We start from the raw sequence: 16,060 nt of genomic DNA, 5'->3' as shown, positions 1-16,060 counted from the left end.
GGAAATCAAAAAACCCGCCGAGGCGGGTTTTTTATTGGCTTCAGAACAGCTTAACGCCAGGCTTTAAAGCGATTGATCAGGCCGTTGGTTGAAGTGTCGTGGCTGGTTACCGCCTCTTTACCCGCCAGTTCCGGCAGGATACGGTTCGCCAGTTGTTTGCCCAGCTCTACGCCCCATTGGTCAAAGGTGAAGATGTTGAGGATCGCGCCCTGGGTGAAGATTTTGTGCTCATACAGCGCAATCAGGCTACCCAGGCTGAACGGCGTGATCTCACGCAGCAGGATGGAGTTGGTTGGGCGGTTGCCTTCAAACACTTTAAATGGGGCAACGTGCTTAACCTCTTCCGGCTTTTTACCCTGTGCGGCGAACTCTTCCTCTACCACTTCCAGCGATTTACCAAACGCCAGCGCTTCGGTCTGCGCAAAGAAGTTCGACAGCAGTTTGGCGTGATGATCGCTCAATGGGTTATGGCTGATGGCCGGCGCAATAAAATCGCAAGGAACCAGCTTGGTGCCCTGATGGATCAACTGATAGAACGCATGCTGGCCGTTAGTGCCTGGTTCACCCCAGATAATCGGGCCTGTCTGGTAATCCACCGGGTTGCCGTTACGGTCAACGTATTTGCCGTTAGATTCCATGTTGCCCTGCTGGAAGTAAGCGGCAAAGCGGTGCATATACTGGTCGTATGGCAGGATCGCTTCGGTCTCTGCGCCAAAGAAGTTGTTGTACCAGATACCGATCAGCGCCAGCAACACCGGCAGGTTTTTCTCCGCAGGGGTCTGTGCGAAGTGCTTGTCCATCTCATGCGCACCACTCAGCAACTGCTCGAAGTTTTCAAAGCCCAGCGACAGCGCGATAGACAGACCGATGGCGGACCACAGAGAGTAACGGCCACCCACCCAATCCCAGAATTCGAACATATTGTCGGTATCGATACCGAACTCGGCCACCGCTTTGCCGTTGGTAGACAGCGCAGCAAAATGTTTAGCTACGTGTTTTTGATCGCCAGCGGTGTTCAGGAACCAGTCACGCGCACTCAGGGCGTTGGTCATGGTTTCCTGGGTGGTGAAAGTTTTAGACGCCACCAGGAACAGCGTAGTCGCCGGGTCCAGCGGTTTTAACGTTTCGGCGATATGGGTGCCGTCCACGTTGGAAACAAAGTGCATGTTCAGGTGGTTTTTATATGGGCGTAACGCCTCAGTGGCCATATACGGGCCAAGATCCGAGCCACCGATACCGATGTTGACCACGTCGGTAATCGGTTTGCCGGTATAACCTTTCCAGTCACCGCCAATCACGCGGTCACAGAACTGTTTCATCTTCGCTAATACCGCATTCACTTCCGGCATCACGTCCTTGCCATCGACGATAATTGGCGTGTTGCTGCGGTTACGCAACGCGACGTGCAACACGGCGCGATCTTCAGTGCGGTTGATTTTCTCACCGGCAAACATCGATTTGATTGCACTTGGCAGGTCGGTTTCTTTCGCCAGTGCCTGTAGCTTCTCCAGGGTTTCTGCGGTGATGCGGTTTTTAGAGTAATCCACCAGCATCTGATCGTTGAAAGTGGCAGAGAACCTGGAGAAACGCTCGCTATCCTGAGCAAACAGATCGCGGATCTGGACGTCTTTCATTTGTTCAAAGTGTTGCTGCAGGGCTTGCCAAGCAGCGGTTTGACTAGGATTGATATTTTTCATAGCAGCGCTCTTATGCTTGAGGATAAATGTGACGTGATGGACCGATTGTAGCCTGTTAGGCTGTGATTATGATCTCTTTTCTTGCGATAGACGTTAACTCTCAAACCCTGACGTTGCGTTTTTACCTTTCCACAACAAACTCCCTGTAAATCAGCTAACAGACTGTTATCACCACGGCACAACTCTGAAAAAAACTCTTTTTATGCCCGCCGCAAGGCGGCAGTTTGCAGCCAATTGAGCCATGGCAAGCTCTGTACAAGGATGGAGCATCGGCAAGATGAAAATCCCTCAACGACTGCCCGTTGACAGCGGCACGTAAACCCGTTATTCCTAACATCCTACTTGCGCACCTGGTGTGCAAGCCAGAAGAGGCGCGTCGCCCAGGTAAAGTGTCAGAGGAGCCGAGATCCGAAGATGGCACTGGAGGGGAGCGACGCCGAGGTGTGATGAAAGCGGCAATCATCATATCGGCTACAGGGGCTGAATCCCTTGGGTTGTCACCATGGACTGTCCCGCAAGGACGGTCAGCAAGGTGGGGCGCTTCTGGGTGTATCGTAGTCTTAACCTCTACGCCTGCCCCCTGTTTACCGCTCTTCCCTTGTGCCAAGGCTATGGAAATAAAATGCCATGTTGAAATGGTATCCCTGACACGAGGTTTTACATGAATCAAGCAGCACCCCTGAACTCAATCGTAGTGGCAAAATTCGGCGGCACCAGCGTGGCCGATTTTGAGGCGATGAACCGCAGTGCCGACGTGGTACTTTCCAATCCCAATGTGCGTCTGGTGGTTCTCTCCGCCTCAGCCGGGATCACCAATCTACTGGTAGCGCTGGCCGAAGGCTGCGAAGCCGAAAAACGCCTCCATCAGCTCGACGAAATTCGCCGTATTCAGTATGCCATCCTTGATCACCTGGAGAACCCGGCGGTGATCCGTGATGAAATCGACCGCATGCTGGAGAATATCAGCATGCTGTCAGAGGCCGCGGCTCTGGCAACCTCCAACGCGCTCACCGACGAACTGGTGAGCCACGGCGAACTGATGTCCACCCTGCTGTTTGTGGAAATTCTGCGTGACCGTAAGGTGCAGGCAGAGTGGTTCGACGTACGCAAAGTGATGCGCACCGATGACCATTTCGGCCGTGCCGCGCCGGATAACGCTGCACTGACAGAACTGACCCTGACGCTGTTAAAACCGCGCCTGCAGGAAGCCCTGGTGATCACCCAGGGCTTTATCGGCAGTGAACCCAAAGGCCGTACTACCACGTTGGGACGTGGCGGCAGCGACTATACCGCCGCCCTGCTGGGTGAGGCGCTAAGCGTCAGCCGCGTGGATATCTGGACAGACGTGCCAGGTATCTACACCACCGATCCACGCATAGTTCCTGCCGCCAAACGCATTGATAAAATCGCCTTTGAAGAAGCGGCGGAAATGGCGACCTTCGGCGCGAAAGTGCTCCATCCTGCCACGTTGCTGCCTGCGGTACGCAGCGATATCCCGGTCTTTGTCGGCTCAAGTAAAGATCCCGCCGCTGGCGGCACGCTGGTATGCAATACCACAGAAAACCCACCGCTGTTCCGTGCACTGGCCTTGCGCCGCAAGCAAACCCTGCTGACGCTGCACAGCCTGAATATGTTGCACGCACGCGGCTTCCTGGCCGAGGTGTTCAGTATTCTGGCCCGCCATAATATCTCGGTAGACCTGATCACTACCTCTGAAGTCAGCGTTGCCTTGACCATGGACACCACCGGTTCCACCACTACCGGCGGCAGCCTGCTGACCACATCGTTATTGACCGAGCTTTCTTCGCTGTGTCGGGTGGAAGTGGAAGAGAATCTGGCGCTGGTCGCCCTGATCGGCAACAAACTTTCTCAGGCCTGTGGCGTCGGTAAAGAGGTGTTCGGCGTGCTGGACCCGTTCAATATCCGCATGATCTGTTACGGTGCCAGCAGCTATAATCTGTGCTTCCTGGTACCGGGCGATGATGCAGAGCGTGTGGTTCAAACGCTGCATCACAATCTGTTTGAATGATCCCCAAAGGCGCGGCTTTGCTGTCGCGCCTGACAAGCAGAAACCTGTTCATAATCCATAGAGGCTCAGCCCACTGGGCCCATAACAACGCACACCGCTACCCTCCCGTTCAATTCAGGCAAAGGATAACCCCTCTCATGCTGGCAAAAATCACACGTTTATTCCCCTTATGGGCCGTGTTGCTTTCCATTGCGGCCTACTACACCCCCTCGACTTTTACTGGTCTCAGCCCCTACGTCAGCATACTGCTGATGTTGATCATGTTTGCCATGGGCGTCACCCTGCGCCTGGATGACTTCAGACGCGTGCTGTCGCGCCCCGGCCCGGTAGCTGCGGGGATCTTCCTGCATTACCTGATTATGCCGCTGGCCGCCTGGCTGCTGGCGATGCTGTTCCGTATGCCGCCGGATCTCTCCGCCGGTATGGTGCTGGTGGGCAGCGTAGCCAGTGGCACGGCCTCCAACGTGATGATCTATCTGGCGAAAGGTGATGTCGCCCTGTCGGTGACCATTTCGGCCGTTTCTACACTGGTAGGCGTTTTTGCCACCCCATTGCTGACCCGGCTGTATGTCGATGCCGAGATCAGCGTGGATATCATGGGGATGTTATTAAGCATTCTGCAGATCGTGGTGATCCCGATTGGGCTGGGCCTGATCGTCCACCACAGTTTCACCAAAACCGTCAAGCGGGTTGAGCCTTGTCTGCCAGCCTTGTCGATGGTGTGTATTGTGGCAATCATCAGTGCGGTGGTTGCGGGTAGCCAGAGCCATATTGCCTCGGTAGGCTTTGTCGTGATCATTGCGGTGATCCTGCATAACGGCATCGGACTGCTGAGCGGCTATTGGGGAGGCAAGCTGTTTGGCTTTGACGAATCCACCTGCCGCACGCTGGCCATTGAGGTCGGTATGCAAAACTCCGGGCTGGCGGCAACGCTGGGCAAGATTTACTTCTCACCGCTGGCCGCGCTGCCAGGTGCGTTGTTCTCGGTGTGGCACAACCTCTCCGGCTCACTGCTGGCAGGTTACTGGTCAGGCCGCCCGATCAAGAAAAGGGATTAAACCCCACCAAAAAATGAGGGTGCCCGAGCCTCGTTATAAAGCCGGGCCCCTCTTACCACCAGCTAGCGACACTCCTGCATGGCGCGGTGCCTTTATTTCACGGGTAACGTGACATCATTCTGTTTAAAGCCATAACGGCCCAGCGGAGTAATGGTTACGGATGTCACCTTGCCCACCACATCCACTTTCTTTTCTTCACCCGACATCAGATAGTAATTCTCCAACTGCACATTTTTCTTTGAGGGCAACAGAGTTAGCTGGGGGGCCAGACGTACCACATGTAATCCGCTATTCTTCACCACCAGGGTTGTCCCTACCTGGCTAAAGCGCAAGTCTTCCCAAGGAGATTGGCTTACCGCCACCGCTTTAGGTTGCACAATCAGCCCAATGCTCTGGCGTACTGGTATGCGTGCGCTGTTATCCACCGCCTGACCCACCCCTTCAAAGGAAGCCTTCAGCATCACTTCGTGGGGAAGCACCGCTCCCTGTTTCAGCACAAAATTCACCTGCTGACTCTGCCCGGCATCAATCCGGGAAATCGGCGGCGAAATCATTACCATCTTGCTAAACGCCTTGCCATCCAGATCTTCAACCCTGGTTGCCAGCAACATCGGCTCCGAGGTCGTGTTCTTGATACTGAAGTTTACCCGTCCGGTACTTTCCTCTAGCACTATTCCCATACTTTCTAACTGGAAAGAGGCCAGGGCCGATGGCATTCCCGCCATAACCAGTAAAATACTGGCGACAATCTGGCCAATGAACCACGTTATATTTCTCATCTTTTATCCTATTTCGTTACGCTTGATTATTTTGTGCCAGGGTGGCCTAACGGCAGACAGCATCCCGCTCTTCATACAATACCAACGGGTCAAATTCCGCCGGAACTTCATAACTCACCAGGCATTCATTCCTATTGACGCGACGCACGCGCAAAACTTTGCCAATATCTTCATTCACCAGCATCAGGTTGCCTTCCCCCATCAGGGTGCCCACCAGCCGTCCTTTCTCATCATGTACCGATGATCCGGTGGGTAAGATGTCTCCTTGCTCATCCCGCAAGGTCAGTAATAATTGGCGGACCTCGGTAACCCGAAATTGCCTTTTCACCACGGTACCACGCGCCAGTTCCAGCTCCAGAGCCGTGCTGTTCAGCCGCAGGTTTAACGGTAGTGATAAGGTATCTATTTGTGCCTTTAACGGCATATAGGGTGTGGCCGAGGGCAATAACACATCACCGGCAAAATCGGTGATACCCTCACCCGCGCCAGTCACCCTGGCGCCTGACTGCCCTGGCACGCTCACCACCACTAACGTATCGCCCGCCCGTTGGGGTGACATTACCCAGGTGTTATTGGCTACGCCCAACGACCCCGAAGAGACCAAAGACTGCGAGAGGCTCCCCTGGCTGGAGCGTGATGCTCCCAGCGACAAGCGGGTGTAGGCGGTATTGCCACTCAGGTTGCCACTGGTCTGATACTCACCGTGGCTATCGCGAGCGATATCAAGATAGCCATTTAATGGCCCCGCGACGGTACCCTGCCAACTGCTTCCTAGCGTCATTTGATTGTTTTTGCGCAGTTGCAGGCGGCTGCTAACGCTCCCTCCACCTAGGGGTAAGTTCAGCCCAGCATAGACAGCAGCCCGATCGTGGGACGAGGATTGTAAATTCAGACTCAACGTCGCCGATCCGAGCCTTCTCCCGTAGGCCAGTGTATGCATCAAACTTTGTGTGCTGTCGTAGTAATACCGCTCGTGCGACAGACTATAGGCAAACGCTCCCCATTTCGGGGTATTCCAGGACAGAGCCAACCCCCCGAATAATGCGGCCGTGAGTCCGAATCATTTTCGGCATCATCCGCAGACGGGTGAAACGATGCATCCGCTTCCCGGTATCCCAAGGTGCGATATTGCGCAGACAGGGATAACGAAACGTTGCGGCTCAAGGCCAGTTGCCCCTGCATATCCAGTTGAACACCCTGCTGCCGCCCCCGACCGTACACGGCACTCCCGGATAACCAATTACCCTGCTCACTGCCAAAACTCCCCTGCCAGGCCAGCCGCTGGTATTTTGCCGAAGCCATCCCCCCAGGCCAACCTGCCGGGAGCCGCTTGAACTGAACCTTTTTTCTCCCATCAACAATGCTGGCGGGGAAGCTGTACCTTGCTGCCCACCATAAGTACGATAGCGCCCCAAGGCGAACTGATAACCGCTTTGCCGCCCTTGCTCATCACCGAAGCCCGGCGTCACAATAAAGTGCTGCTGAGCCCCTCGGCATCAGTAACCGTGACCTGAGTTTCAACCCCCGTAGCGGCCTGACCCAGATTGTCCAAGGTAAAAGGCCCCGCAGGCAGCAGCGTACGGTACATCACCTGCCCACGCTGTTTGACTTCCACCGTCGCCTGGCTTGATACGCTGCCCTGTATGGGAACCACCAAGGTTGCATGAGAAAGTTGAAAACGTTCACTGGACAGTTGCAAACCGGTGATAGGCAAACCGCCGCTTAACGCCCCACCAGCACTAAACTCCCCAAGCTGTACCAATGCTCCCCACTGCGGGAAATCACGCGTTGCAGAGGTCTCATACACATTCAGTTGACTCCCGAACTCATTCATACTGTAGTTGGCGCGATTACGAACCACCCAGTTACTGATATTCAGACCAGGCTCCAGCATGGCCTGCCACGTTTGCTGGTTGCCATAGCTTCCCTTCATCCTATTGCCGTACAAATCATAATTCAGCATCACGGCATAGCCCCCACGCTGCTCACTACGCAGTTTGTCTGGATCAAAAGCCTCTTCCGGCAATGTGAGCTCTACGCGGAAGGTGCCAGGAAATACCCGCATCTGCGCCTGTGGCCAACGGGATCCAATACGTTCACAGTCGCCAAGAGGCGAGGTCAGTTGCAAACGCAGCGTTTCGGCCAGACGTGCATCCAGGCACAGCTCCCCTTCCTGTCCAAAACGAACCTCTTCCTGATAGCGTTGCGCAGCATTTACCTCCAGCTCGACCTGGTGAACCCCAGGTAAAAACCGTGAAGTCGAAAAAAACTCCGCAATATCAGCGTTATATCCCAGTTGCTCAAGGGTTTTCACATCAAATCCGGTCGCCCCTGCACGCGTCATCAGCAGGATCGACAACCCCCATGCCACCGATGCCTTTTGCCTCATGGGCGGTTCCATTCCCTTGATTGCCCGACCTGCGTCGACATAAGACATACACAGAGGGGGGATACCCCCTCTCAATTAACTTAAGACAGATTTACAACCCGAAGCCAAACTCCATGGTGGCAGAGCCATCCAGGCTTGCATCTTCAGGGAGGGGACCTTTCATATCACTCTTGGATGCCAGGAAAACATTTGCAGTAATATTGAAAGCAAAATCTTTGCCGATAGACATCTCTTGCGCACCCGAGGCTGGTGCCCAGCCAGTGCGTTGACCCAGCTGGATCGGCACGGTATATGCCGTTGTTCCGACAGTTGCGTTATCCAGCGACGTAAATAACCGGCTAGTTTCACCATCTACCGTCGCGTCATTGATATGTAATTGGTAAAAGCCCATTTTCCCGGTCCCGTTCACATTACCAAGACCTAAACTCCGGCCTAACCCGCCGTAGCTCGCGGTACCCGACCGGTTGTCTGAGGTAATGAATGACAGCGCAGTAGGCGCACTGCACTTCACATGTACACCGCCATTACTGACAGTTTTCAGATCGGTCACTTTACTGTCTGAAACTTGCGACTGTCTGATTTCGCCGAAATCAAACACGCCGTTATTCTGCATTGTCACTTCACAGGTTGACGTAGAAATTTCACCAACAACCTTGATTTCTGCACTAATGTCTGACGCCAGTGTTGCAGCAGAAAACAGTAGCGATGACAGAGCCGTTAATTGCAATACATTCTTTTTCATCAATATATATCCTTATGTATATTCGTCTCCCTGAATATCAGGAGGCGTATTTATCCGTAATAAAAATCAGAGCCCGTAACTGAAGTTCAGCGTGGCTGAACCATCCAGTTTGGTATTTTCCGTAACTGAGCCAGCCATATCCTTTATTGAAGCCAACACGGGTTCGATGACCAAATTAGCTTGGAATAATTTGCCGCTAATCTGAGCATTGTTGTCATCTGCCCAACCGGTTACCTTGCCTTTATCAATAGTGGCAGTTGAATATGCGATAGTTGAAGTGTTGCCTTTCTGCGTGCTGTAGAGCCCGGATTCAGCACTATCAACCTTGGCAGTCGACAGTTTCATGGTGTAATAGCCTAATTTACCCCTGCCGTTCACATTACCGAGACCGAAATGCGTGCTCCCGGCCGAACTGGCAGTGCCTTCACGGTTATCAACCGCGCTAAATTTCAGATAGGTATCGGCATCGCATAAAACATTTAGCGAGCCCATGATTTCTCTCATTGGCGTAGCTTCGGAAGACTTGATTACACCATGAGAGATTTTACCCAAATTAAAAACGCCACCATCTTTTAAATAAACCGTACATGAAGGTATTGCCATCTTCCCCTTCACTGATAATTCAGATGACATAGCTCCCGCCATTGCAGCACCCATGCTCAGCATCATGACAGACATGACAGCACCTGAAATAATTGTTTTTTTCATAAATATATCCATATAGTTTTCGAATAAAACCCGCCCCCATTCTTGAGCGCAGGCAAGCTCTGAGAGTAATATCCCTCCCATTTCACTTTATTACCACACGGGTTTACCTTGAGGTAATAAAAATAAAAATTTTACGTCCCATCAACAAAGATTAATAAGGGGATCGAACCGACATTTATATACCGAAAGTGAAATCCAACGTCGCTGAACCATCCAGTGACATTGCTTCCGTCGCAGCATTTTCAGGAAGAGTCAACTGTGGGTAAACCGTAATATCCAGGGAGAAAATCCGCCCCGCCTGCGGCCCCGCACGCATCATTACGTTTGCCGGCATTTCCCAACGAGTGCGTTTGCCAGGGAGCAGTGACATGATGCCAGCACGCGCCATAGGACGACCGGCGGTTTGTGGTACTACCGCCGTCCGGTCAATGCGAGCATTGCTTATTCCCAATCGGTAATTCCCCATAGACTGAGAGCCACGTCCACCACCAAGGCTAAAGTAGCCAGCCCCGTGATTGCCGGTGGATTGGCTCCGGTTATCTTCCGGGATAATGTCCATATACGCCGCACTGTCGCACTTCACGCGCCATGATTGCGTCAAGGCTGGCAAGCTATTTGAATTTTCTGGCAGTTTGATTTTCCCAAAATCATATACCCCATTATTGGGAGCAATAACCTCACAACGGGGCAATATTATTTCGCCAACTACCTTAACTTCACCGGGAGACATTCCTGCCAAACAACTTGCTGATAAAAGCATTGTTGCTCCGGCTATTTTCTTGAGCATTTGAGCCTTCAGTAAACCACCTCCATTTTATTTCACAATCCCTAATCGCAACACTATTAAAATCAAACAGGCTCATAGTTTATTGCCGCAATAGTCTAACAAAGCCATTTAAAAATTAAAACACACTTTCACGCCTGCAAAACACCAAGTGAAATAACGGAATAAAAATCCAATTATTTATTGACAATGCAGATTGAATTAATTAATAAAAATATAACAAACCTAATAAAAATAAAATAACGATATATAATATTATTAATTATAGAATTATCCAAACGATACTCTGGTCAACCCGCCCCTGCATAAAATATTCTTCATGATGCGGGAATAATAAACCTAAGATACCGGTCTAATTTTCTGGAATCGCTCATGAGTTTGGGACGAATTTCTTAGAACAAATCGGCAAAACCAGCAAAAAAACTGTTTTATAGGACATCGTTAATCCAACATTTGCCCTCTCAGGCACACTATCGCATTAGGATTTGGATTATAAAATGAGAGGATTGTGAACCTGCGGTAAGCTGGAGGAGTTAGGTTATCGGGCACAGGGCACCCATACAGGTGAAGAGCTCCAGCTTACTTCACCCAGCCTATCTGGTGCCCTGCATCGTTCGTCAACGCCCAGGGGTTAAAGCCTGCCGGGCATTTCCTCCCAGTCACGGTCGTCGTCTTTCTCATCCTGATCAAGCGCGTTATAGGCCACCGCGCAAAACAGCGAGTTAAGCCGTTTCATATCCCCCAATAGTGCCAGGTGGAGCGAGCTGGTTTCGATACTCTGCACGTTTTGCTGATGCAGACGATCAACGTGCGCGTGGGCATAGCGACGATCCAGGATGCGGAAACGGTGCTTGGCACGGCGTAACCGCTTGGCACTGGTGATATCCCCGGAGAGAAATACCGACAGACTCAGGCGTAAATTATCGGTCAGTTTTTCATGTAACTGGTCGAGTTCGGCCAAACCTTCAGACGAGAATGATCCGCGCGCACCATGCGATTGATCCGCCACATCGCTGGCCATACGCTCGATGATATCGCCTGCCTGTTCCAGGTTGAGGGCCATTTCAATGATCTCCGCCCAGCGGCGCGAATCCTCTTCCCCCAGATCTTCCCTCTGGATCTGTGCCAGGTAGAGCTTGATGGCGGTGTACAACACGTGGACATCATCGTCCAGACGGCGAACTTCTTTGGCCTGGATACGCTTACCATGCAACACTTCATGGTGCAGGATCATCATATGCTCAACCACATCCCCCATCCGCAGGGTTTCCCGCGCCGCGTTGACCAGTGCCAGGCTTGGCGTATCCAGGGCGCTGACGTCGAGGTGGCGTGGCCGCAAACGCGGATCTTCAGAAGGCGCATCGACGATCCACGTTTCGCATAGACGCGCCATCGGCCCGGACAACGGTATCTGAAGCAGGCAACGCACCAGGTTGTAGAACATGTGGAAATAGATCACCAACTCTTCTGCATTTCCAGGCAGCCGCTCGATACCGTGCGCAATCAAGGAAACAAACGGCAGCACCAACGCACTACCCAGCAGTTTAAACAGCAGGCTACCCAACGCCACGCGACGACCTGCGGCATTCTGGCCGCTGGTGTTAAGCATCACCAACAGGCCGCTACCCAGGTTGGCACCGATTACCAGGCACAGCGCCACCTGTAAAGAAATCACGCCTGAAGCTGTCAAGGTCGCGGTCAACAGTACCGCCGCCAGGCTGGAATAACTGATGATGGCAAACAGGGCACCAATCAGCGCATCAAGCATCACGTCGCCGGTCAGCGACGAGAAGATAACCTTAACGCCATACCCCTGCGTAATTGGCGTGGCTGCGGCTACGATCAACTCCAGCGCCAGTACAATCAGGCCCAGGCCAATGGCAACACGCCCCATCTGGCCAACGCGAGTCTGCTTACGGCTGAGGAATAAAATCACGCCGACAAAAATCAACAGCGGCGAAAGCCAGGAGAGATTGAAAGTCAGTACCCGCGCCATGATGGCAGTACCCACATCGGCGCCCAGCATGATCACCAGAGCAGGCCCGAGCCCCACCAGTCCTTGTGCAACAAAAGAAGAAACCAGCAACGCGGTCGCGTTACTGCTTTGCACCAGCGCAGTCACACCAATCCCGGCTACAAAGGCCAAAGGTTTTTTCTATACTGCTGCTCAAGACCTGGCGCAAATTGGCGCCATAGACCCGCATGATCCCGGTACGTACGATGTGAGTTCCCCACACCAGCATGGCGATGGCAGAAAGCAGGTTCAGAAGGGTCAACACGGAAGGAACGCTCCATTAACGCCCGGCTGGATATAACAGGCTATCCCGCCTGCCAGGCGTCAATTCGGCAGGATAGCGGGAACGGGCTGCTGACCGCTGGAACCTTTCAAAAAAGTGTTCACTTGGTTGTTATCGAGAAATACCTCAGCGAAATCATGCAACTTCCCGTAAAGCAACAGTCTCCAATTGTAGCGCAATTTCATTGCCACCGGGCGTCAATCGGCCGCAGGGGGTTAAGCACGCAGACTCACGGCATAAAAACTGTGCGGAATCAATGAACCCTGGAGCGCAACTGTTATCCTGCTTGGCATACCAGCCCAGGAGATAGAATGCCGATGGAACAACTTGGTTTTGAGACCATTATCGTTGGCGGTGGCATCGCGGGCTGCACTGCCGCTTTGCTGCTGGCTCGGGCTGGCATCAACACCCTGTTATTGGAGCGTGGCAGCCAGGCGGGCAGTAAAAACATCAGCGGTGGCCGTTTATATACTCACGCCCTGGCGCAGTTGATCCCGGATTTTGCCGCTACAGCTCCGCTTGAACGCCATATCACGCAGGAAAAACTTTCGCTGATTAATGGCGATAGTGCAGTGACGCTGGATTACCGCCATACCTTGCCCTGCTCGCACAGCCTGTTGCGCGCCCGCTTTGATCCCTGGCTGATGGAACAGGCGCAAGCCGCGGGTGCACAATGCCTGACAGGCGCACTGGTTGATGAGCTTATCGTGCGGCAAGGCCGGGTTGTGGGCGTTATGGCGGCAGGTGAAGCGTTATTTGCCAAAACGGTGATCCTGGCGGAAGGGGCCAACACGCTGCTGAGTGAACATGCGGGGTTACAGGCCAAACCAGCAATATCAACGATGGCTATCGGCGTTAAAGAAGTGTTGGCCTTACCCCGCGAGCGGCTGGAAGAGCGTTTCTTACTGGAAAATGACCAGGGTTGCGCCTGGCTATTCGCTGGCCAACCCACGCAAGGGAAAGTCGGCGGAGGTTTTCTGTATACCAACCGCGATAGCCTGTCGCTCGGCGTGGTGTGCAACCTTTCCAGCCTTACAGACAGTAAAATAGCCCTGCCGCAGATGCTGCAACAATTCAAGCAACACCCGGCGGTGCAGCCATTGCTGAAAAATACCGAACTGCGCGAATACAGTGCTCATCTGATACCCGAAGGTGGCGCACACAGCATGCCGCCACTGTGTGGCCCGGGTTATCTGCTGGTTGGCGACGCTGCGCGCCTGTGTATCAATACCGGTCATACCGTGCGGGGGATGGATCTGGCGATGCTGTCAGCGCAAACGGCGGCCGAAACCCTGATTGCCGGGCAAGAACCGCTTCACTATCCACGGCGATTACAGCAAAGCGCGCTCTGGGCGCTGATCCAACAATATCGCCGCCTGCCGGAAGTGATGTTGCAGTCGCCACACTGGTTCACCCGCTACCCACAGTTGGCAGCCGCTGTGCTGCAAGAGATGTTTGAAGTCAATGGCAGTGCCCCCACGCCACTACGCAAGCTGCTGTGGCGCCATGCTCGCCGTATCGGCCTGAGGCAATTACTGAAAGATACCGTCAATGGAATGCGCAGTTTATGAATAAACCGGATTTGAGCCACAACCATTATCAGGTGGATACTGCCAACCCGCACATCATCCTGGCCGATGCGCAGGACCGCCTGATGCTGATGCGCTTGGTGATCGCCTGCCCAGCAGGACTGTATCAGTTCCAACCGGACGGCAGCCTGCACTTTGACGTGCATGGTTGCCTGGAGTGCGGCACCTGTCGCCTGCTGTGCGGGGAGGCGGTTATTGCCCGCTGGCGCTATCCCGATGCAGGCCAGGGAATTGAGTTCCGTTTTGGCTAAAGGACATTGGCTAACGCTTCTAACACTTCGTGCATATCACCAACAATACCTACGTCTGCCTGTGCAAAAATAGCCGCCTGCGGATCCTGGTTGACCGCCACAATCAGCTTGCTGTGGCGAATACCCATAATAAACGCTGGCGCACCGGAAGCCCCGGCGGCAATACAGACCTCGGGGGCGATGATAGCGCCGGACATCCCCAGCAAACGATCCATTTCGCACCAGGCATTCATCACTACCGGCCTGCTGGCGGCCAACTCCGCGCCCAGTCGCGTGGCCAACTGCTGCAAATGGGCTACGTTCTGAATACTGCCAGCCCCTTCCCCGATAGCCAAAACATAGCGAGCCTGATTAAGTGGTGACACTTGCTGTGCAGGGGCGCTGGTTGATGCCAGCACCCAGGGTGCCTCAGGGAGTTCTGCTGGTTGAAAGCGTTCCACGAAGACGGGCCCCGGCAATATTTCCGCACTGGCGACACCGTTACGGGCCACGCTCAGGCACCACGGCGCCCGCGCCATCATCAATTCTGCTGAGAGATGGTTGCTGTAGGTCGCCTTCGTTACCCGGCATTGATCAGCGGAGACCTGCGCCTGTTCAACCGCACAGCAGGCCGCCCCCGCGCTCCGGCACGCCAGGCGCGTTGCCAATTCCCCGCCCTCATCGCCCGCAAACAGCAATAACTGCGGCGCGAAGGCCTGCTGCATCTGTTCCAACACCGCGAGCCTCACCTCCGCCAGGCGAGAAGCGGCAACCCAGCGTATTTGCCCCAGCTTACCCTCCAGGCGTGGCAGGCTCTGCGGCGTTTCACGACTGAATAACCACAGTTCCAGGCTCTCGGCGCTAAGCTCGCTCAATTGCAAAAAACGATTGATCTGGCCAGCCTGCACATAAAAATCGGCGATATCAGCATCCAGGATCACCGCAATATTCATGATGACCACCGTTCGCTGAGATAATCCTGGCACAGCCGCTGCACTTTCTGCGCCACCGTGTCCCCCTCAATCAGCACCCCGGCACGCCGGTGTTCCATCGGCGTCAAGTCACATAAGCGCAGATTACCGGGCGGTAACATCGTTACGCCCAGATCGGCAGGCGACAAACGCTGGATCTGCCGTCTGCCTGCCGCCAATTTTTGTTTCAGCGTAGGCACTCTTAATGCACTCGCCTGTTGTGAGTTACCCACCACCAGCACCAAAGGGGGTTTCACGATCATCACCTCCAGGCCATAAGCGCTTTGCCGGGTCACTTGCAAAGCCCCGGCTTCGGCAGCCGGAGCAAGCTGGCAAACACCGGTAAGGCAAGGCCACCCCAGTCGTTCCGCCAGCATCAAAGGAGTCTGGCCGCTTTGCCCCTCAATACTTTGTGCCCCCATGACGATCACCGACTGCGCCCCAACCTTTTCCTGATAAGCCGCAGTCAACGCGGCAATCGCGGCTGGGTTAAAGCGCAGATCCCAATCCGCAGGGAGTTCAATGCGCACCGCTTGCTGATACTCCAACGCCAGCAGTTGCTTCAGGACGGGTTCAGCCATCGCATCCGCTACCGTCAGCACGCTGAGGCTGAGTTCCATCTTTTCGCGCAGCATCAGTACCATTTCCGCAGCACATTCGTCATAACCACTCAGCAACCGCCGGGCAAAACTGGTGTCTATCTGCAACTGTTCATCCGGCTGCCAGTCAGACTGCGCCAGCATGCCCAGATCCGGCGCGACCTTAATCGCCAATAGCAGGTTCATCC

At 53.9% G+C, this 16,060-nt stretch carries 13 protein-coding genes, 1 pseudogene and 1 riboswitch; of the genes and pseudogenes, 4 read left to right on the top strand and 10 right to left on the bottom strand.

What is annotated here, in order from left to right; all coding sequences use genetic code 11:
* Positions 1-50: 50 nt before the first annotated feature.
* A complete protein-coding gene (gene pgi / locus ACQ86O_RS07730; RefSeq protein ID WP_431224744.1) occupies positions 51-1,697 on the bottom strand; it encodes a glucose-6-phosphate isomerase in 1,647 nt (548 codons plus the stop codon).
* A 358-nt stretch (positions 1,698-2,055) separates the two neighbouring features.
* Positions 2,056-2,248, top strand: a riboswitch (Lysine riboswitch).
* 110 nt (positions 2,249-2,358) lie between these two features.
* On the opposite strand from pgi, the gene lysC reads away from it, so the two are divergent.
* Both lysC and panS read left to right on the top strand, forming a co-directional pair.
* Positions 2,359-3,726, top strand: a complete 1,368-nt coding sequence (gene lysC / locus ACQ86O_RS07725) for a lysine-sensitive aspartokinase 3 (RefSeq protein WP_431224743.1) — start codon at positions 2,359-2,361, stop codon at positions 3,724-3,726.
* 137 nt (positions 3,727-3,863) lie between these two features.
* The gene (panS, locus tag ACQ86O_RS07720) at positions 3,864-4,784 is read left to right on the top strand and encodes a ketopantoate/pantoate/pantothenate transporter PanS (protein ID WP_431224742.1); all 921 of its coding nucleotides are present in this window, start codon (positions 3,864-3,866) and stop codon (positions 4,782-4,784) included.
* A 92-nt stretch (positions 4,785-4,876) separates the two neighbouring features.
* Here panS and ACQ86O_RS07715 read toward each other — a convergent pair whose 3' ends face one another.
* From ACQ86O_RS07715 to ACQ86O_RS07685, 7 genes and pseudogenes are all read right to left on the bottom strand, one after another.
* A complete protein-coding gene (locus ACQ86O_RS07715) occupies positions 4,877-5,563 on the bottom strand; it encodes a fimbria/pilus chaperone family protein (RefSeq protein ID WP_431224741.1) in 687 nt (228 codons plus the stop codon).
* A 46-nt stretch (positions 5,564-5,609) separates the two neighbouring features.
* The gene (locus tag ACQ86O_RS07710; RefSeq protein WP_431224740.1) at positions 5,610-6,593 is read right to left on the bottom strand and encodes a fimbria/pilus outer membrane usher protein; all 984 of its coding nucleotides are present in this window, start codon (positions 6,591-6,593) and stop codon (positions 5,610-5,612) included.
* A gap of 435 nt (positions 6,594-7,028) precedes the next feature.
* Positions 7,029-7,952, bottom strand: a complete 924-nt coding sequence (locus tag ACQ86O_RS07705) for a fimbria/pilus outer membrane usher protein (RefSeq protein WP_431224739.1) — start codon at positions 7,950-7,952, stop codon at positions 7,029-7,031.
* Between the two features lie 91 nt (positions 7,953-8,043).
* Positions 8,044-8,694, bottom strand: coding sequence for a DUF1120 domain-containing protein (locus ACQ86O_RS07700; protein ID WP_431224738.1), 651 nt, complete (start codon positions 8,692-8,694; stop codon positions 8,044-8,046).
* Positions 8,695-8,760: 66 nt separating this feature from the next.
* A complete protein-coding gene (locus ACQ86O_RS07695) occupies positions 8,761-9,402 on the bottom strand; it encodes a DUF1120 domain-containing protein (protein WP_431224737.1) in 642 nt (213 codons plus the stop codon).
* A gap of 175 nt (positions 9,403-9,577) precedes the next feature.
* Positions 9,578-10,189: a hypothetical protein gene (locus ACQ86O_RS07690; protein WP_431224736.1), complete on the bottom strand. Its 612-nt coding sequence runs from the start codon at positions 10,187-10,189 to the stop codon at positions 9,578-9,580.
* A gap of 628 nt (positions 10,190-10,817) precedes the next feature.
* A pseudogene (locus tag ACQ86O_RS07685) lies at positions 10,818-12,465 on the bottom strand (Na/Pi cotransporter family protein).
* Between the two features lie 329 nt (positions 12,466-12,794).
* Here ACQ86O_RS07685 and ACQ86O_RS07680 point away from each other — a divergent pair.
* Positions 12,795-14,054: an FAD-dependent oxidoreductase gene (locus tag ACQ86O_RS07680; protein WP_431224735.1), complete on the top strand. Its 1,260-nt coding sequence runs from the start codon at positions 12,795-12,797 to the stop codon at positions 14,052-14,054.
* Positions 14,051-14,323 (top strand): ferredoxin family protein, encoded by a 273-nt coding sequence (locus ACQ86O_RS07675; protein WP_431224734.1) that lies wholly within the window; start codon positions 14,051-14,053, stop codon positions 14,321-14,323. Before ACQ86O_RS07680 ends, ACQ86O_RS07675 begins: the two co-directional genes overlap by 4 nt.
* Here the strand turns inward: ACQ86O_RS07675 and ACQ86O_RS07670 are convergent.
* Both ACQ86O_RS07670 and ACQ86O_RS07665 read right to left on the bottom strand, forming a co-directional pair.
* Positions 14,320-15,255, bottom strand: coding sequence for an electron transfer flavoprotein subunit alpha/FixB family protein (locus tag ACQ86O_RS07670; protein WP_431224733.1), 936 nt, complete (start codon positions 15,253-15,255; stop codon positions 14,320-14,322). The two genes, ACQ86O_RS07675 and ACQ86O_RS07670, sit on opposite strands and share 4 nt — an antisense overlap.
* Complete coding sequence (locus tag ACQ86O_RS07665; protein ID WP_431224732.1) at positions 15,252-16,058, bottom strand: electron transfer flavoprotein subunit beta/FixA family protein; 807 nt, start codon at positions 16,056-16,058, stop codon at positions 15,252-15,254. Before ACQ86O_RS07665 ends, ACQ86O_RS07670 begins: the two co-directional genes overlap by 4 nt.
* Positions 16,059-16,060: the final 2 nt, after the last annotated feature.

The sequence above is a fragment of the Serratia sp. L9 genome, from assembly GCF_050632285.1.
Classification (GTDB): Bacteria; Pseudomonadota; Gammaproteobacteria; order Enterobacterales; family Enterobacteriaceae; genus Chania.
Note: the sequence above shows the minus strand (reverse complement) of the source record. Positions and strands in the feature narration are given on the sequence as shown.

Bases quoted from the DNA above. Each gene is read 5' to 3' on its own strand.
- pgi (WP_431224744.1), bottom strand. From the start codon at position 1,697: ATGAAAAATATCAATCCTAGTCAAACCGCTGCTTGGCAAGCCCTGCAG.
- lysC (WP_431224743.1), top strand. From the start codon at position 2,359: ATGAATCAAGCAGCACCCCTGAACTCAATCGTAGTGGCAAAATTCGGC.
- panS (WP_431224742.1), top strand. From the start codon at position 3,864: ATGCTGGCAAAAATCACACGTTTATTCCCCTTATGGGCCGTGTTGCTT.
- ACQ86O_RS07715 (WP_431224741.1), bottom strand. From the start codon at position 5,563: ATGAGAAATATAACGTGGTTCATTGGCCAGATTGTCGCCAGTATTTTA.
- ACQ86O_RS07705 (WP_431224739.1), bottom strand. From the start codon at position 7,952: ATGAGGCAAAAGGCATCGGTGGCATGGGGGTTGTCGATCCTGCTGATG.
- ACQ86O_RS07700 (WP_431224738.1), bottom strand. From the start codon at position 8,694: ATGAAAAAGAATGTATTGCAATTAACGGCTCTGTCATCGCTACTGTTT.
- ACQ86O_RS07695 (WP_431224737.1), bottom strand. From the start codon at position 9,402: ATGAAAAAAACAATTATTTCAGGTGCTGTCATGTCTGTCATGATGCTG.
- ACQ86O_RS07690 (WP_431224736.1), bottom strand. From the start codon at position 10,189: ATGCTCAAGAAAATAGCCGGAGCAACAATGCTTTTATCAGCAAGTTGT.
- ACQ86O_RS07680 (WP_431224735.1), top strand. From the start codon at position 12,795: ATGCCGATGGAACAACTTGGTTTTGAGACCATTATCGTTGGCGGTGGC.
- ACQ86O_RS07675 (WP_431224734.1), top strand. From the start codon at position 14,051: ATGAATAAACCGGATTTGAGCCACAACCATTATCAGGTGGATACTGCC.
- ACQ86O_RS07670 (WP_431224733.1), bottom strand. From the start codon at position 15,255: ATGAATATTGCGGTGATCCTGGATGCTGATATCGCCGATTTTTATGTG.
- ACQ86O_RS07665 (WP_431224732.1), bottom strand. From the start codon at position 16,058: ATGAACCTGCTATTGGCGATTAAGGTCGCGCCGGATCTGGGCATGCTG.